Source organism: Halioglobus sp. Uisw_031, from assembly GCF_047729875.1.
Taxonomy (GTDB): domain Bacteria; phylum Pseudomonadota; class Gammaproteobacteria; order Pseudomonadales; family Halieaceae; genus Marimicrobium.
Map to the genome: position 1 here is coordinate 1,379,202 of NZ_CP159826.1, position 16,041 is coordinate 1,395,242.

Annotated in this window: 16 protein-coding genes; 6 read left to right on the forward strand and 10 right to left on the reverse strand. The window is 52.6% G+C overall.

The genetic code is table 11. The annotated features are described in order from the left end of the window. Positions 1-7: 7 nt before the first annotated feature. Positions 8-1,438: a carotenoid oxygenase family protein gene (locus tag ABXT62_RS06375; RefSeq protein ID WP_415357765.1), complete on the forward strand. Its 1,431-nt coding sequence runs from the start codon at positions 8-10 to the stop codon at positions 1,436-1,438. A 71-nt stretch (positions 1,439-1,509) separates the two neighbouring features. Next, entirely contained in the window at positions 1,510-2,934 is a 1,425-nt protein-coding gene (locus tag ABXT62_RS06380) for a carotenoid oxygenase family protein (RefSeq protein ID WP_415357766.1), read from the forward strand. On the opposite strand, the gene ABXT62_RS06385 is transcribed toward ABXT62_RS06380, so the two are convergent. Further along, positions 2,931-3,725, reverse strand: a complete 795-nt coding sequence (locus ABXT62_RS06385; RefSeq protein WP_415357767.1) for an SDR family NAD(P)-dependent oxidoreductase — start codon at positions 3,723-3,725, stop codon at positions 2,931-2,933. The two genes, ABXT62_RS06380 and ABXT62_RS06385, sit on opposite strands and share 4 nt — an antisense overlap. A gap of 55 nt (positions 3,726-3,780) precedes the next feature. Between ABXT62_RS06385 and ABXT62_RS06390 the strand changes: the two genes are divergently transcribed. Both ABXT62_RS06390 and ABXT62_RS06395 read left to right on the forward strand, forming a co-directional pair. After that, the gene (locus ABXT62_RS06390) at positions 3,781-5,181 is read left to right on the forward strand and encodes an aromatic ring-hydroxylating oxygenase subunit alpha (protein ID WP_415357768.1); all 1,401 of its coding nucleotides are present in this window, start codon (positions 3,781-3,783) and stop codon (positions 5,179-5,181) included. Continuing rightward, entirely contained in the window at positions 5,178-5,966 is a 789-nt protein-coding gene (locus ABXT62_RS06395; protein WP_415357769.1) for an enoyl-CoA hydratase/isomerase family protein, read from the forward strand. The genes ABXT62_RS06390 and ABXT62_RS06395 overlap by 4 nt, the downstream gene beginning before the upstream one ends. An 8-nt stretch (positions 5,967-5,974) precedes the next feature. On the opposite strand, the gene ABXT62_RS06400 is transcribed toward ABXT62_RS06395, so the two are convergent. Continuing rightward, entirely contained in the window at positions 5,975-6,385 is a 411-nt protein-coding gene (locus ABXT62_RS06400; protein WP_415357770.1) for a nuclear transport factor 2 family protein, read from the reverse strand. 118 nt (positions 6,386-6,503) lie between these two features. On the opposite strand from ABXT62_RS06400, the gene ABXT62_RS06405 reads away from it, so the two are divergent. Beyond that, on the forward strand, positions 6,504-7,865 hold the full coding sequence (locus ABXT62_RS06405) for an aromatic ring-hydroxylating oxygenase subunit alpha (protein ID WP_415357771.1): 1,362 nt from the start codon (positions 6,504-6,506) through the stop codon (positions 7,863-7,865). Between the two features lie 105 nt (positions 7,866-7,970). On the opposite strand, the gene ABXT62_RS06410 is transcribed toward ABXT62_RS06405, so the two are convergent. The 6 genes from ABXT62_RS06410 to ABXT62_RS06435 all read right to left on the reverse strand — a co-directional run bounded on the left by ABXT62_RS06410 (position 7,971) and on the right by ABXT62_RS06435 (position 12,370). Next, the gene (locus tag ABXT62_RS06410) at positions 7,971-9,116 is read right to left on the reverse strand and encodes a D-2-hydroxyacid dehydrogenase (protein WP_415357772.1); all 1,146 of its coding nucleotides are present in this window, start codon (positions 9,114-9,116) and stop codon (positions 7,971-7,973) included. A 125-nt stretch (positions 9,117-9,241) separates the two neighbouring features. Continuing rightward, a complete protein-coding gene (locus tag ABXT62_RS06415) occupies positions 9,242-9,673 on the reverse strand; it encodes a MaoC family dehydratase (RefSeq protein WP_415357773.1) in 432 nt (143 codons plus the stop codon). Further along, positions 9,670-10,131: a hypothetical protein gene (locus tag ABXT62_RS06420; RefSeq protein ID WP_415357774.1), complete on the reverse strand. Its 462-nt coding sequence runs from the start codon at positions 10,129-10,131 to the stop codon at positions 9,670-9,672. Before ABXT62_RS06420 ends, ABXT62_RS06415 begins: the two co-directional genes overlap by 4 nt. 3 nt (positions 10,132-10,134) lie before the next feature. Further along, entirely contained in the window at positions 10,135-10,854 is a 720-nt protein-coding gene (locus ABXT62_RS06425; protein WP_415357775.1) for a dienelactone hydrolase family protein, read from the reverse strand. A gap of 45 nt (positions 10,855-10,899) precedes the next feature. Beyond that, a complete protein-coding gene (locus ABXT62_RS06430; RefSeq protein ID WP_415357776.1) occupies positions 10,900-11,688 on the reverse strand; it encodes an SDR family oxidoreductase in 789 nt (262 codons plus the stop codon). A gap of 25 nt (positions 11,689-11,713) precedes the next feature. Then, the gene (locus ABXT62_RS06435) at positions 11,714-12,370 is read right to left on the reverse strand and encodes a nitroreductase family protein (RefSeq protein WP_415357777.1); all 657 of its coding nucleotides are present in this window, start codon (positions 12,368-12,370) and stop codon (positions 11,714-11,716) included. A 188-nt stretch (positions 12,371-12,558) separates the two neighbouring features. Here ABXT62_RS06435 and ABXT62_RS06440 point away from each other — a divergent pair, with 188 nt between their 5' ends. Continuing rightward, positions 12,559-13,704, forward strand: a complete 1,146-nt coding sequence (locus tag ABXT62_RS06440; protein WP_415357778.1) for an acyl-CoA dehydrogenase family protein — start codon at positions 12,559-12,561, stop codon at positions 13,702-13,704. Positions 13,705-13,744: 40 nt separating this feature from the next. On the opposite strand, the gene ABXT62_RS06445 is transcribed toward ABXT62_RS06440, so the two are convergent. Both ABXT62_RS06445 and ABXT62_RS06450 read right to left on the reverse strand, forming a co-directional pair. Then, positions 13,745-14,443, reverse strand: coding sequence for a TetR/AcrR family transcriptional regulator (locus ABXT62_RS06445; protein ID WP_415357779.1), 699 nt, complete (start codon positions 14,441-14,443; stop codon positions 13,745-13,747). Between the two features lie 121 nt (positions 14,444-14,564). Next, positions 14,565-16,031, reverse strand: coding sequence for an NAD-dependent succinate-semialdehyde dehydrogenase (locus tag ABXT62_RS06450; protein ID WP_415357780.1), 1,467 nt, complete (start codon positions 16,029-16,031; stop codon positions 14,565-14,567). Between the last annotated feature and the right edge of the window lie 10 nt (positions 16,032-16,041).

The window sequence follows — 16,041 nt, forward strand, 5'->3', positions numbered from 1 at the left end:
GATTCCAATGGCCGCTCCGATGCCTGCAACTAACCCGTTTCTAAAATTCCCCTACGGTCCGATACAGATGGAATGCGATGCGCATGACCTCGTCGTGGAGGGTGAAATCCCTGCCGATTTGTGTGGCTCCCTCTATCGCGCTGGCCCCAATCAGCGTTTCAAGCCTCGGGGCGATTACCACCTATTTATGGGCGATGGCATGGTACATGCTTTCCATATCAAGGGCGGCAAGGTGGATTACAACAATCGCTGGGTGCGCACTGCAAAGTGGAAGCATGAAGACAGGGAAGCCCGCACGTTGATTAACCCAATGAATCCTTTTGAATGTGATCCAGACTACAGCGACTTTGTGTTTACCGATAAAGACGGTACGGCCAACACCGCCACCGTTTGGCACGGAGAGCGTTTGCTGGTGATGGAAGAAGGTCACCCACCTTACGAACTAGACCCTGAAACGCTCGAGTCTTTGGGCAGCTGGAATTTTAGAGGCAAACTGAATACGGCGATGACGGCCCACCCCAAAATCGATCCTGAAACAGGTGAAATGGTGTTTTTTGCCTACATGGCAACCGGTCCTTTCGCAGCCGACGTGATGGTGCACAAAGTCAATGCCGAGGGAATTTTGACGGAAAGTATACTCATTCCCACACCGTATTCGGCCATGGTGCACGACTTCGTGGTCACGGAAAATTACATCATTATCCCCGTTATGCCCATCACGGGGAGCCTCGAGAGGGCGATGGAAGGAGGCCCTCCGTTCGCATGGGAAGCTGAAAAGGGCGTTCACCTTGGTGTTCTGCCACGTCACGGCGGTAAGACTGAAGATGTCCGCTGGGTGGAAATGGACCTAGGTTTCACCTTTCATTTTATGAACGGGTTTGACAAGGACGGCGTCATCACTGTCGACTGCAGTCAGTTTGAATCAGCTCCCTTGTTTCCTACTCCAGATGGAGGATCGTCCGGCAAGTCCGAGCCTCACCTGACACGATGGACATTGGACATGAATGCCCAGCATCCGCGCGCCACCTTCGCGCGTATCGATGAGTACGTGTCGGAGTTTCCCCAATGTGATCCCCGCTATGCGGGCAGAGCTTATCGACACGGGTGGTATACGTCTCCTGATGGTGAGTTGAAGAGTACGCTGGAAGACAGTGGTTACTTTTACAATACTATCGGCCACTTTGATCATCAGACCGGCGCCGTAGATCGCTACTCCTGTGGGCAGGCGATGCCATCGGAGGCGATCTTTGTGCCCGCCTATGAGGGTGCCGCTGAAGGCGAAGGTTACCTGCTGGCAGTGGTCACCAGCTTCGAAACGAGAACGAGTAGCCTGTATATCTTCAACGCCCTTCAGTTGGCTGATGGGCCATTGGCCAAGGTTCACTTGTCCCATAGCGTACCAGCAGGTTTTCATGGTTCATGGCGTCAGGGCGACTGAAAAAGATGCCTTCATTGCGGGCTCACAGAATTAGCGCTATTTTTGCCATTAAAGACTAGGGGTATTGGCCTATGAAACCATGGCCGGACAATGCATTTCTACAGGGTTATTATGAGCCGCTCACGGCCGAGTGTACTGCGCCGGATTTGATTATTGAAGGCGAGATACCCAAAGATCTGAACGGGACATTCTACCGCAACGGTCCGAACCCCCAAGTGCCACCGAAGAATGAATACCATTTCTTTACCGGCGACGGCATGATCCACGCATTTACGTTCAACAATGGCAGGGTCAGCCACAAGAATCGCTGGGCTCGCACCGAACGCTTCAGGATTGAACAGCGCACCGGTGAGTCTCTGTTCAGTGGCATGAACCCGCTGGAAACGCCAGAGGAATACCTGGATTTTGTGCTGACGGACAAAGAGGGTGTCGCGAACACCTCGGTCGTCTGCCACGGTAACCGGATGTTACTGCTGGAAGAGGGCCATCTGCCGTTTGAGATGGATCCGGATACACTGGATTCGTATGGATCATGGAGCTTCTATGGCAAGTTGAACACCACCATGTCGGCGCACCCAAAAGTCGATCCGGTTACCGGAGAACTGCTTTTTCATGCCTATATGGCGACGGGTCCGTTTAGTGATGATATGGGGCTTTATCGGGTGAACAAAGAGGGACACATGACAGAGTCTCATGTGTTCAAGGCGCCTTACTCGGCCATGGTGCACGATTTTGTGGTAACCGAGAACTACATTATATTCCCTGTTATGCCCATTACCGGCGACATGGATCGGGCAATGGAAGGCAAGCCGCCCTTTGCCTGGGAGCCTGAGGTTGGCACGCGGGTCGGTATCATGCCGCGCAACGGCACACCGGCAGATATGCAATGGATCGAGGGTGATGCGTGTTACGTGTTTCACTTTATGAATGGACACGACAAGGACGGCGTGATCACCATCGAAGCCTGTCATTTCGACTCGCCACCACTGTTTCCGATGGCTGATGGCACGCCGACACCGGCCAATATACACCCTTCAATCGCGCGATGGACGATTGATCTCAATCACGATAGCCCGCGGGTGCAGATGAAATATCTGGCAGATCACGGTGCAGAGTTTCCTGTGATAGATCCGCGCTACGCTATGCGCGATTACACCCACGGTTGGTATACCTCAACGGATCGAACAATCCCCGCCGAGATCCCGGGTAGCGACGTGGTCTATAACGCTATCGTGCACTTTAACGTAAAGACTCTCGCGACCGACACCTACGCGTTTGAGGCGGGTTATGTTTCGGAGCCTATGTTTGTGCCGCGCAATGCATCCAGCGTTGAGGGCGATGGTTATGTGCTCACCTGCGTTTACGATATTACGAGCAATACTAGTGCGCTTTGTGTGTTTGATGCGCAGAACATCGCGGCAGGACCCATTGGCAAGGCACAGGTTTCTCATAGAGTGCCGGTTTGCTTTCATGGCACTTGGAGAGCCGCTGGCTAGGGCTGGTCTTCCAGACGAGTTGTGCCCCAGGGCCGATTGATTCGGTCGACCATAAATCCTGGCAGGTTGATGGCGAGTCGGGTAATTAGAATCATTTGCCAAGGGAATGTAATGCGGGGTTTGTTGCGCGCAAGGCCTTTGGCGATAATCGCTGCGGCTTTGGGTGCGCTGATTAGAAATGGCAGAGTAGCAGTGTCGCTGGCGGTCATGGCACTGCGAATATAGCCCGGACAGATAACGGAGACGCCGATACCCATAGCGCGAAAACTGCCGCGTAGCGCTTCGCCATAATGTTTCACAGCGGCCTTGGAGGACGAGTAGGCAGGTGAGCGGGCTACTCCAGCATAGCCCATGATCGAACTCATGATCGCCACCTGTGCATTAATAACCGGGTAAGGTCTGCGCGTGGACATGACTTCTAATGCAGGATGAACGGTATTGAATACGCCATGGACGTTAATATTAAACGAGTCGACAGCGGCCTGATGTAAACCATTTACCTCGCTGGCGCCCAGAGCAACACCCGCGTTGGCAATAACCAGGTTCAGGGGGGATTCAGCGTCGCAGGCGCTGATCCATTGTTTGAGGCCTTCAGCGTCGGTGACATCGCCAACCCAGCATGTTGCTGAGGCGCCTGCAGCCGTGCATTGGTGGGCAACCGTCTGGAGACGCTGTCGGTCGCGCCCAGTGATGAACAGCGTGATGCCCGGCGCGGCGTAATGTAGCGCAAGTGCGGCACCGAGGCCGCTGGAAGCGCCTGTAATAAGAATGGATTTTGGGGCAGAAAACATACAGAACGCTCATCGTTAGCCTGTAAGAGCGAGTATTAATAACATAGAGGTTGTGTTGAAGAAACGAGTAAAAAATATATCGCGATTTTCTGGGCTTTCCTATCAGGATTTGCTGGATCAAGAGTCTCGTCCGGTACCGCAATCACTGCGAGAAAGTACAGAGACCTACCTAGGCTCCGAGCCGTTATCAGTAGACCGCTATCTGTCGCGTGAGTATCACGAACAGGAAAAGCGTCAACTGTGGCCGAAAGTGTGGCAGTCACTGTGCCGTGAGACAGAGATCAGCAGTGCGGGCGATTTTTATGTTCACGATGTTGCTGGCTATTCGATTGCGGTTGTCCGCACCGAGCGCGGTGATATTCATGCTTACCCCAATGCATGCCTGCATCGCGGGCGACAGTTAAAGTCTGGGTCTAGTGCGGGGCTTGGCAAAAGTCGTGATATTACCTGCCCTTTTCACGGATTTCGCTGGAGCCTGGATGGCAGTTTTCAGGGGGCCCCGTGTGAATGGGATTTTCCCCATATTGATCGCAGCAACTTTGACTTGCCCGCCCTGCGAGTAGATACATGGGGCGGCTGGGTCTTTGTCAATATCGACGGGACGGCGCCGCCGCTTCACGAGTACCTCGGTATTATGGTGGATCACTTCGAGCGGTGGGCTCCAGAGAAAACGTACAAGGCGCTGCATATCAAGAAAGTATTGCGTTGTAACTGGAAAATCGCAAACGAGGCTTTTATTGAGTCTTATCACACTGCCGCCACGCACCCTCAGTTACTGCCCTACACGGGAGATTCGAACTCACAATATGACTGTTTCAACGACTATGTCAGCCGCACTATTACGCCTATGGGTGTGGTCAGTCCTCACGTCCGAGGCACCACCGAGGAACAGGCGGTACATCAATGGTTAACCGTCTACGGGGTAGACACGGAAGAGGGCTTACCAGAGCTACCTGCGGGCAAGTCTGCGAGAGAGTTTCTGGGCGACATGAACATCCGACGTTTTTCCAAGATGTATGATCAGGACCTTTCATCGTTTGTGACACACAGTGAAGTGCTGGATGCGATTCTCTACTCGGTGTTTCCGAATTTTGCACCTTGGGCCGGATTTCGCCCGAATGTCACTTACCGCTTTCTGCCTTACAACGACAGCCCTGATATGTGCACAATGGAAATTATGCTAATGATGCGCTATCCCGAGTCGCAGGCACGACCGAGAGATGCGACTGAGCAGTTTGTGCCTGCTGACCAAACCTTGGGAGATACTCCGGGCATTGAGGCAGGTCTTGCAGCCGTATTCGACCAAGACTTTAGTAATTTGCCATTTGTCCACAAGGGTCTGCGGTCGCTGCAATCTGGTCATATTGAGCTAGCCCGTTATCAAGAGGTGCGTATTCGTCATTTCCATCAGACGCTGGACAAATATATTCACCCTGAAGCTGGAGAAACGAAATGACCTCGCCCGTCACGCTGGACTTTGATAACAGGGTCGCCATCATCACGCTCAATCGTCCTGAGGTAAACAATGCGATTAATGAAGCGATGTTGTCGCCTTGGGTCGATGCACTGGAAGAGTGCCGCATCAACAATGATGTGGCGGTGATTATAGTCACCGGGGCCGGAGACGCATTTTGTCGCGGCGGTGATACGACTAAGCTCGGTGCGCATACTTTACCGTCACCCTTAGAAATTAAAGAGCAATTTTGGGAGCGCCTGCATCGCATACCTAAAAAACTGGCGGAAATTGACAAGCCGGTGATCGCAGCTGTAAACGGCTTAGCCTCAGGAGCAGGCGTAGATGTGAGCTTGCAGTGTGATATTCGCTTCGCGGCACGCAGTGCCAATTTTCGCGTTAGCTATACCGCCTTTGGCTTAGTCCCAGGAAATGGCGGGACCTATTTTCTGCCACGCATTGTTGGCGAAGCCAAAGCGCTGGAACTGTTCTGGTCGGCTGAGCCCATTAGCGCTGAGGAAGCTCTGGACATCGGTATGGTGAATCAAGTATTTGAAGACCACGAGTTTATGCAGCGCTGTCTGGAGTTTGCACACGGCATAGCCGAGCGAGCACCACTGGCGATGAAGCTTGTGAAGCGAGCCGTGCGGCAGAGTCTGGCGATGGATCTTAATACGCACCTCGATATGATCTCGTCACACATGCTGCTAACTCGGCCGAGTGAGGATCATGCGGAGGCAATCAAGGCCTACGAAGAGGGCCGTAAGCCTGTGTTTAAAGGGAAATAAAAGGAATGTTAGTCTGTGCGGGTACCACGAACCACCAACTCATGTCGACTGATTTGCCAGCGATCACTGTTGCGGCGCATGGTGGTTTTATACGTGGCCCACAGCGTAAAGCGTGCGTTGTTATCAAGCAAAAAATGCAAAGCCTGAACATCGGATCGGGTGTGCGCTTCGTCACCACTAATGGTCGCGAATTGTGGGCCGAGCAAGTGTTGAGTAGCGCTGTAGCTTTCCAGCGCCCGCCATACGTAATTCACCCAGGCATCGCGACCGTGAAAGGTCTGTGTGCCAAACCCAACCACCTCAACATTGTCGCAGAAGCAGGCCGCATAGCGTTCCCTGTCGCGCTCATCGATACTAGCGGCATAGCTAAGCATGATGTCCTGTAGCTCGATTCGATCGCGGCTATTATTAGTGGGCATGGCTGTGGTCTGCTCGTGGTAGAACAATGGAAGGCACAGCTTAGCATTAAAATTTGTCGGACGTGATGTCAGAGAATATATTGGTTTTGAGTAAAATATGGGTACACGAGATTTGAATATGAAACAGAATAAAAGCGCACAAGATTTTCCCCGTGATCTCCCAGATTGGCCACAGCAGAATCTGCGCGGACACAGGTTAGAGGGTTATCGCTACACGTCCCGCGAGTTTGCTGAGCAGGAATGGGAAAATATTTGGACCAAGGTGTGGTTGTTACTGGGCCGCGAAGATGAAATGCCTAACCCCGGCGACTGGCAGCAGGAGGAGGTGGGTCGAGAGTCTATCCTCATGGTACGCCAGGCAGGAGGAAGCATTAAGGCGTTCTATAATGTCTGCCAGCACAGAGGGCAGCGCCTTGTCAGCGAAGAAAAGGGGCACGTAAGACGTTTTGTTTGCCCCTACCATAGCTGGGCCTGGAACACTGATGGCACGCTCGACTTTGTTCAGGATCCAAATGACTTTCCCGAGGGGAACCCCTGTGGAAAGTTATTGCTTGAAGAGGTTCGTTGTGAAGCGTTTGCCGGCTTCATCTGGATCAATATGGATTCTGACTGTGTGAGCTTACAAGAATATTTAGGTCCCGTATGGGATGACTGGGCCGTCTATGGTATCGAGAAATGGAAGCGGTACGTCGCCAAAACCACAATTGCTCCAGTGAACTGGAAGGTCGTGATGGACAATTTTAATGAGTCATATCATGTTAATACTGTACATCGGCCCACGGGAGCAGACGTTGAGAAATTGCGTATTCATTCTGGCGTGGACACTAGCTACACAACAACCCGCTTTGATATGGCTGATGAAGGTCATGCCCGCATGATCATGCTGGGTGGATATGGGGGGCCCGCTATTGACAAAACAGGGGTCATCGGTGAGCCACTGGCAGGGATCTTGCGTGAGTGGGAACTGGACCCGGCTGATTTTGCCGGACGAGGTGAAGACACGCGCGAGGCATTGCAGAAAGCACGGCGCCAGCATGGCCCCAATAGGGGATATGATTATTTTAATCATTTGAATGACAGTCAGCTGACGGATGCCTACCACTACACGCTTTTTCCAAACTTTGCCGTGTCGCTGTGGGTAGACGGTTTTCATTTCCTGCGCGCGCGCCCCCATCCGACAGACCCTGAGCGATGCATTTTTGATAACTGGTGGTATGCCCCTGCTCCGGCTGCAGCTACTGAGCCGGTTCGCACCACAGCGGGCCTGGTAGAGCGGGATGCGACGGTGGAACATGAGGTATTCGAGGCGGGCACGCAGTCTATGGGGCTCACAATTGATCAGGATATGGCAATTTTTCCTGCGCAGCAGATGGGTATGCGTTCACAGGGTTACCGTGGCTCTTATCTGTCTGGGCAGGAGAGTCGCGTATCGCGCCTGCACGAATTGATAGATGATTATATTGCGGGTGAAAAATTCTAGGGTGAAGTGCTGCCTCTCGCTGCAACGACGTGGTAGCTCTGCAGACGCCTGCTGTCTTTCGATGTTCGAATCATTGCAACTGCTGTCTGTAGAGATTTTTTGTCATCAATACCCTCTGGACATATCAACAACGTTGAGCATGCGTTCTCCCGCAACATAGCGTCGCAGATTCTCAACGGCGATAACGGTTTGTCGCCGGTTTGCATCGGCGCCAGTGGCAGACACATGTGGCGTGATAATGACATTCGGTAAATGCCAAAGTGGGTTGCCTGCGGGCAGGGGTTCAGGGTCGGTCACATCCAGTCCTGCACCAAACAGTTTGCCGGACTCTAATGCGGCGATAAGGTCGCCAGTTATTGTATTCTTACCTCGTCCGACCGACAGAAAGATCGCGCCGGGTTTTACTGCATCAAAGAACGCCTTATCGAAAACGCCAGTCGTTTCAGGTGTTAGAGGAAGGGCGTTGGCAATCACATCAGCTGTTGCCGCCATGCTATGCAGTTCATCTGTTAAGCCGACATAGTCCACATAATCTGGCCCCTCATGAGATGATCTGCGTATCGCGATCACACGCATACCTAGACCGTGTGCGCGCCATGCAATCTCAGTGCCGATGCCACCAAGCCCGACGACCAGTAGGGTCTTGCCTTTCAGTTCGCCAAAGGTGACACCAGCGGAAAGCTCACGCTGCCATTTTCCTTCACCCTGCGCCCGTTGGTAAGCGGGGAGGTTATGCGTCAGGGCCATTAGCATTGCAATAGTATGCTCTGCGATAGCGGGTCCGGACAAACGCTTGTTGTTAGTAAATACGATGTCCTCAAGTTGTGTATCGCTTGCCCCTTTGCAGTATTCCATGCCCACGCTGTAGTTATGTACCCAGAGCAAGCGCGCATCAGCATTTTTAAGCATAGAAGGGGTACAGAAACCGATCACGCCATCGGTGTCAATGAGTAACTCCGGCGCAGGCACAAAACTGCCTGAGCGGTCAAAAACCAGTTCCACATCGCCTGCTGCTTTTTGTAATTCTGTCTCAAAATTATCTGAGGTGGACACTAAAGCCGGGATAAGCATGACCACTACCCGCTTAGGGTTCCAGCCAGCGTGCTCGGCGATCGGATTGGTGGACTCGGTAAGATACAGTTCTTTAATCAGCGTCTGTGCAGCGGGAGAGGCTGATTCACTGTGTGCAAGCGAGGGAACGAAAATCATCGTTAGGATAGTTAACAGGCGTCCTGCGCTGCACAGTGTCATGGGGTGTGCCTCTCGTTAGAATGGTCTAGCTTAGATCAGTTGTTGAATGGATGTTAGTCCGTTTAGCCCGACTCAAGGCCGTTGATAATGACGGCTATAGTCATTGATCCGCCGGCGGAGCGCAGTCAGTCAATTAATATAGCGTTTTCAGGCAGTACAATGGTAGCAGTACCTTCCAGCAGTACGCCCCTGTCGTCGTGCTCCAGGCGAGTGCTGCAGTCCGCCAGCCAAACACCTTGCTCCTCGCGCAGTACACTGATTTCGCCTCGTGCGACGACTCGCTCGCCATCAAGGACCACCTGTGGAAAGCGCACGACAATCCGGCGCAGGCAATCTGGCCCGCCCCACGCCTGTAGCATATTGATGATGTAGGAAAGGCCTAAAGGTCCCTGATTTATTGTTCGCTTTCCCAGTCCAAGGGGCAGAGCATCCACCGCATCGCGGTCCCAGTGTAGAGGGTTGGGGTCGCGCAATATGGCAGCCATGGTGCGCATGCGCTCCGGGCTCACGCTGGCCATTTCCCACTCGGGTATGCTGTCGCCTACTGCCAACTTCACAGCATGTTCCTTGTATAGTGCCAGGTCATGGTGACGCGCGCCGCTAGGCTGTCATCTGGCGTATGGAGCTCAAAGCAGAACTGGATGCGATCGTAGAGGTCACCTTGCTCATTTCTGCAACGGTTAGCACTTATGATACTGCCGTTGATTGCAAAGCGGGTCTCTTCGCGCAGGGCCACAAATATTTCCCAGTCGTAACTTTCAATCATGATAGACAGATCTGACTCTGCCTGTCCAAGGGCAAACATTTCTGCGATTGATGTTCCGGCGCCAACGATAGGCATATGGAACAGAGCGACCGGGTGCACTAAGCCGTCTGGTAATAATGCTGCGCCGGTACATTCGGTCAGTAAAAAGTTCTCCCAGTGCGCGACAGTGTAAAAACCGCCCGGAAAGTTATGCCCCGTGAGTCGTGTAATATCTGCTTCAGTTGGAATAGGCTTTCTATTTGCAACCACTGGCTATAAGACTTCTTCAAAAAAATTCAGCATAGCCTGCCAAGAGCGGTCGTCAGCAGATCGATTGTAGACAGCACCAAACGCTGGGTCATTGGCTTGCGGACGCGTAAAGGCATGCATCGTGTGGCCATATGCGTGCAGCTGCCAGTCCACCTGCTTTTCTGTCATCTCAGCCTTGAAGGCCGCGACCTGCTCTGGAGGCACAAGAGGATCATCTTCCCCATGGAGCACGAGAACTTTTGTGCTGAGTGTTGTTGGATTATCGAGCATATTGCCTTCTAGTCCGCCGTGAAAAGACACCACCCCCTTGATAGGGTCGCCGCCGGCTCGTGCCAGATCAAGGACCGCTGTGCCGCCAAAACAATACCCGATTGCACCGACACGGGATAGATCAGCGCCCGGAATTTTGCTGGCCGCAGTAACTGCAGCCAGCATTCGTTCCAAAAGCATGCCGCGATTTTCAAAAAAAGGCGTGAGAGTTGGCATTAGGTCGGCCATGTCGGTCATCGTCTTTCCCTCGCCCAGTAAATCAATAGCGAAGGCGATATAGCCGGCGTCTGCAAGCTTTGCGGCCTTATCTCGCACCTCTTGGTTCAGTCCGTCCCATGCAGGAGCAACCAAGATTACGGGTAATGATCCATTGACCTGCGCAGGTGTGAAGTAAACGCCTTTGCACAGTATGTTTCCGGCTGAATATTCAATTGGAGTAGCGGTGGTTGCCATGTTGATGCCCCTCTTTCAACGTTCATTCTTTAAGTGTGGTCACCCTTAGAAGGTGGAGTTAGTAATGCCGCCATCGATCACAATATTCTGCCCGACAATATAGCTAGCTTGATTGCCGCAGAGCATCGCGCAGATAGCGCCAAACTCCTCAATGTTGCCAAATCTCTCGGCAGGGATTTTCCATTCATCGATCCAGTCCTTTACAACCTCTTCATATGTCTTGTCTTGTTCCCTAGCGATTTCCCCAAAACGCTCCTGAGACGTCGCAGTGTGGTGCATCCCTGGCAGCAAGTTATTAATAGTGACATTGTATTTAGCAACGGCTTTGGAAATAGCAACCGTATAGTTAGACAAGGCAGCACGCGGCGGCCCCGACAGTGTTCTTAACTCTGAAGGGAATTTAGAGGCTCCGGTGGAAATATTTACAATGCGGCCAAAGCCGCGGTCACACATGCCATCGACTGTAGCACGTATAAATTCGATGGGACTGATCAGGCCGACGGACAGGTGTTCCTCCCAATCGGCTGTGGTTACCTTGCGAAAATCCGGTGTGAAAGGTGCCGGAGAACACGTGCCTACAAGGATGTCAGGGTCGGGACAGATAGACAGGATTTTTTCTCTGCCTTCATTGCTGGAATGATCAGCGACGATAATTGTCACTGACGCGCCAGTCTCACGTCTAATCTGTTCAGCAGTGGCTTGTAGTCTGTCTTCTTGGCGTGCAGAAATATACAGGTCTACGCCTTCGGCAGCTAGAGCTTGTGCGCTGCCTTTACCCAACCCGGCACTACCGCCATTGACAAGTGCTTTGCGGCCTTTGATGCCTAGATCCATTATTGTCGACTCCTGAGGTGATGAGCTACCAGCAATTGGTATGTAAAACGTTGTCCAGATCCTTGCGTGGTGCTGTTTTGAACTCGGTACCTTGGGTGTAGGCAATGGGGATGAGGGCGACTTGAGTGAAGTCGTCGGGAATATCTAGAAGGTGGGCTACCTCCTGTTCGTAACCAAGATGCAAGGTGGTCCAGCATGTACCAATGCCGCGCTCTCTTGCAGCGAGCATGAAGCTCCATACTGCTGGAAGGATAGAGCCGTAGATGCTGGCAAGGACACCCTGTGGCAGGCCCGGGGTATCTGTACGTCCTGCGCAACAGGGAATCAACATGGCAGGGACATGAGCCATGTTGTCGGCAAGATACCGCGCAGAACTGAGTACCCGCTCCTGGGTCGGGGCCATCGATGGGTCATCCAGATGTTGTTTTGTTGGCTGGGCAGGCCCTGCTTCATAGTCGTCGAAGGCTTTCAGGTAGAGTTCGGCAATGGCGGCTTTCTTGGCAGCATCCGTTACGATGACGAAGTGCCATCCCTGTGAGTTGGAACCCGAAGGCGCCTGCAGCGCGATATCGAGGCACTCACGCAATACAGACATTTCAACCGGCCGATTAAAGTCTAGCCGCTTGCGCACGGCTCGCGTGGTGGTCAGGACTTCATTAGCGCTCAGGTTCAATGTTGGCATGCGTATTCCTGCAGGGTTAGTGGTGCGAGGGGAGGATTCTCTGGGAACGAGTCTAGGTCAAATTGAATAAGAATAAAACAGTAGGGACTGATTGTTTTGGCTAGGTCGCTTTGTTAGCATGGCATAATTGCGGCAGCATCGGTGTCTAACCCTAGACATTCCACTTATTACTAAAGACAGGTCTCATCGTGGATTTTTCCCTCAGCGAAGAACAGATATTACTGCGCGATAGCGTCGACAAGTACGTTCGTCAGCATTGCAGTGTCGCGCGGCATCGCGCTGTCACTATGACAGCGTTAGGTTTTGATGACGCCGCATGGCAGCAGTTTGCGCAATTGGGTTGGTTGTCTGTCCCGTTCAGCGAAGAACTGGGCGGCTTTGCGGGTGGGGCAACCGATATGATGGTCATTGCGGAAGCGTTGGGGAAGGGTTTGGTGCGCGAACCGTTTCTGACTACGGTGGTGACCTGCGGTGGTTTTTTACACCGCGGTGGTAGTCAGCAGCAACGACAACAGTATATCCCCGCCATTATTGACGGTAGTGCGCAGTGGGCCTTTGCCTTCGCCGAACGCAGCAGTGGCTACGATCTAGCGCAAGTGCACACGACGGCTCTGCCTCAGGGTGACGGCTATGTGTTAAACGGCTGCAAATTCGCGGTGTTAAACGCTCATTGCGCCAATCACCTTATCGTATCCGCCCGCACTAGTGGGTCCTTTGGCGACGTTACAGGCATTACTCTTTTTCTTATTGATGTGGAGTCTTCGGGCGTTAGCCGTGACAACTTTTTCGCTGTAGACGGAAGCCATGGTGCACATGTTGCTCTTGACAGTGTAGTGCTCGGTGCCGATCGTGTGCTGGGTGAAGCCGGCAAGGGCCATGCCCTGATGTTGAAAGTCATCGACACAACTATCGTGGCGTTGGGCGGGGAGGCACTGGGTGCAATGCAGGCGCTGCTGGATGCTACCGTCGAATATACCAAGACGCGTCAGCAGTTTGGTCAGCCCATCAGTAAATTTCAGGTGTTACAACACCGCATGGCTGATATGTATATGAAAGTAGAGGAGACTCGGTCACTGTTGCTAAATGCGGCGATTCAGCTGGACCAGAACAGCCTTGATTCGGCTAGCGCGTGTGCGGCCTTGAAAGTAAAAGTATCCGAAGCGGGAAGGTTTGTGGCGCAGGAGGCGGTGCAGTTGCACGGTGGTATTGGCATGACGGATGAAGTCAGTATAGGTCATCACTACAAACGGCTGATGGTTTTAGCCAAGCTTTACGGCGATGAGGCCTGGTATCTGCAAAAATTTACCGATTTAGCGGCTGCTCGCGCGGCATAATCTTAGCGCAAAGGTCTTGCGCTAAGAGGGTTGAGGGAATCTACTTGTTGGTGGAGTGCCGCCCGATAGCAGAGCCTTCTCCTTCTTCAAAAATTTCCTCTAGGCGGTCGGCGAGGTAGTTAAGAAGTTGCTTCACGCGCTCCTCCCGGTTGGTCATTAGCTGTCCAGCGGCCATGCCTTCCATCATGCACTTGGCGACATCCATCGCCAGCAGGAAGCGATCTCCGCGGTCGTTCCACTCGGAAAACAACGTGGCATTGGAATCAAGTACATGTTTTTCAAATGCCAGTTGTGAACTTTCTAGGATGAACTTTAGCTCCGGATCCGTCCGGCTAGCGACACACAATTCGTGGTAAACCACAAACAAGTCGCCGGTGAGGTGATCCCAATAAGCGTCAATACCTGCGCGGCGACGTTTTTTCCCCTTTAGTGAGGAGGGTATGCTGGCTACGCGATACGAGTAATCCTCTAACAGCTTGTCATGCAGATACTCGACTGCGGCGCCAATGAGTTCTGTTTTCGACGGGAAGTGGTGCAACATCGCGCCGCGAGAAACCTTGGCTAAGCTTGCGACCTTAGCGGTGGTGACATTGGTGTAGCCCAGTTCTACAAAGCAATTAATAGAAGCTGTCAGTATACGTTCCCGGGTCATGGCGCTCTTTTGCGCCTGCCAGCTTATGTCTTCACTGGGTTGCCCCGCGACTCTGTCCTTTGCCGCGATTTCCTTTTTGCTGGACATGGATTTTCTGGCCTCGAGTGAATGATTAAAAAGCGTGTCTGACAAAATTAGGGCGGCGCACTCAGCAATTATAGACGATATCGCCGTGCCGCGCTGATCATCTGTTTTGGCAGCATCGGTCTTAGCTGCCGACCCCGCCCATACACAGATATTTAATTTCCAGATAATCATCAATGCCGTATTTGGAACCTTCGCGGCCGATACCTGACTCCTTCATACCGCCGAATGGGGCAACCTCGGTAGAAATAACGCCTTCATTGATACCGACAATACCGTAGTCTAGTCCTTCCGCGACGCGCCAAATGCGGCCTATGTCGCGCGAATAAAAATAGGCAGAGAGTCCAAGAGGCGTGTCATTGCCGATGCGGATAGCGTCTTCTTCCGTCTTGAACTTGAACAGCGGGGCTATCGGGCCGAAGATTTCTTCGTTGTAGACATCCATCGTATCGTCCACATCTACCAGTACAGTGGGCTCATAAAAATTGTCCCCTGGCGCCTCACTGCCCTTGCCACCGATGAGTACCTTCGCACCTTTTGCCGTGGCGTCGTTCACGATAGCGCTGACCTTGTCAAAGGCTGCGTTGTTGATCAGTGGACCAATCGTTACACCTTCCTGCACGCCGTTACCCATTTTCAGTCCCTTGACGGCCGTAATCAGCTTTTCCGTAAAAGCATCGAACACCGATTCCTGCACTAGAATACGGTTGGCGCAGACACATGTTTGACCTGCATTGCGATACTTGGACGCCATGGCACCGATGACCGCTGCGTCGAGGTCCGCATCATCAAACACGATAAACGGCGCATTCCCGCCAAGTTCCATTGAGGTCTTTTTGACTGTGCCAGCACACTGTTCCATCAATAGTTTGCCGGTTGCAGTAGAGCCCGTGAAAGTTAGCTTCCTCACGATTTTACTGCTGGTCATTTCTGTACCAATCGCGCTGGCGTTATTGCCGGTGACGATGTTAAACACGCCGGCGGGTATTCCGGCTCGCTGACCTAACTCAGCCAACGCTAGCGCGCACAAAGGTGTTTCCATCGCGGGTTTCAATACCACAGTGCACCCGGCGGCGAGTGCAGGCCCGACCTTCCTGGTGATCATTGCAATAGGAAAATTCCATGGCGTAATCGCAGCGACAACCCCTACTGGTTGTTTTAGCGTGACAATGCGCTGGTTGGGATTGTTAGCACTGATGGTGTCGCCATAAATTCGACGTCCCTCTTCAGCGAACCATTCAATGAAAGAAGCACCATAAGCCACCTCGCCTCGCGACTCAGCCAGTGGCTTGCCCTGTTCAGCAGTCATTAATTGAGCGAGGTCTTCCTGATTCTCCATGATGAGAGAGAACCAGCGTTTAAGAATAGCTGAACGCTCTTTGGCAACGACTTGACGCCAACTGGCAAAAGCAGTCTCAGCAGCATCAATGGCTCTGCGAGTTTCAGCAGCACCAGCGTCTGCGGCAGCGATAACTTCATCTTTAGTGGCAGGATTAAACACACTAACGGTAGCGCCATCGTCAGCGCTTACCCACTTGCCGTCAATGTATAATTGCGATCGCAGAAGGGATTGGTCTATCAATTTTAGCATTGGGTATCGT

Bases quoted from the DNA above. Each gene is read 5' to 3' on its own strand.
- ABXT62_RS06395 (WP_415357769.1), top strand. From the start codon at position 5,178: ATGACCTCGCCCGTCACGCTGGACTTTGATAACAGGGTCGCCATCATC.
- ABXT62_RS06380 (WP_415357766.1), top strand. From the start codon at position 1,510: ATGAAACCATGGCCGGACAATGCATTTCTACAGGGTTATTATGAGCCG.
- ABXT62_RS06375 (WP_415357765.1), top strand. From the start codon at position 8: ATGGCCGCTCCGATGCCTGCAACTAACCCGTTTCTAAAATTCCCCTAC.
- ABXT62_RS06435 (WP_415357777.1), bottom strand. From the start codon at position 12,370: ATGCCAACATTGAACCTGAGCGCTAATGAAGTCCTGACCACCACGCGA.
- ABXT62_RS06405 (WP_415357771.1), top strand. From the start codon at position 6,504: ATGAAACAGAATAAAAGCGCACAAGATTTTCCCCGTGATCTCCCAGAT.
- ABXT62_RS06450 (WP_415357780.1), bottom strand. From the start codon at position 16,031: ATGCTAAAATTGATAGACCAATCCCTTCTGCGATCGCAATTATACATT.
- ABXT62_RS06425 (WP_415357775.1), bottom strand. From the start codon at position 10,854: ATGGCAACCACCGCTACTCCAATTGAATATTCAGCCGGAAACATACTG.
- ABXT62_RS06400 (WP_415357770.1), bottom strand. From the start codon at position 6,385: ATGCCCACTAATAATAGCCGCGATCGAATCGAGCTACAGGACATCATG.
- ABXT62_RS06410 (WP_415357772.1), bottom strand. From the start codon at position 9,116: ATGACACTGTGCAGCGCAGGACGCCTGTTAACTATCCTAACGATGATT.
- ABXT62_RS06430 (WP_415357776.1), bottom strand. From the start codon at position 11,688: ATGGATCTAGGCATCAAAGGCCGCAAAGCACTTGTCAATGGCGGTAGT.
- ABXT62_RS06445 (WP_415357779.1), bottom strand. From the start codon at position 14,443: ATGTCCAGCAAAAAGGAAATCGCGGCAAAGGACAGAGTCGCGGGGCAA.
- ABXT62_RS06385 (WP_415357767.1), bottom strand. From the start codon at position 3,725: ATGTTTTCTGCCCCAAAATCCATTCTTATTACAGGCGCTTCCAGCGGC.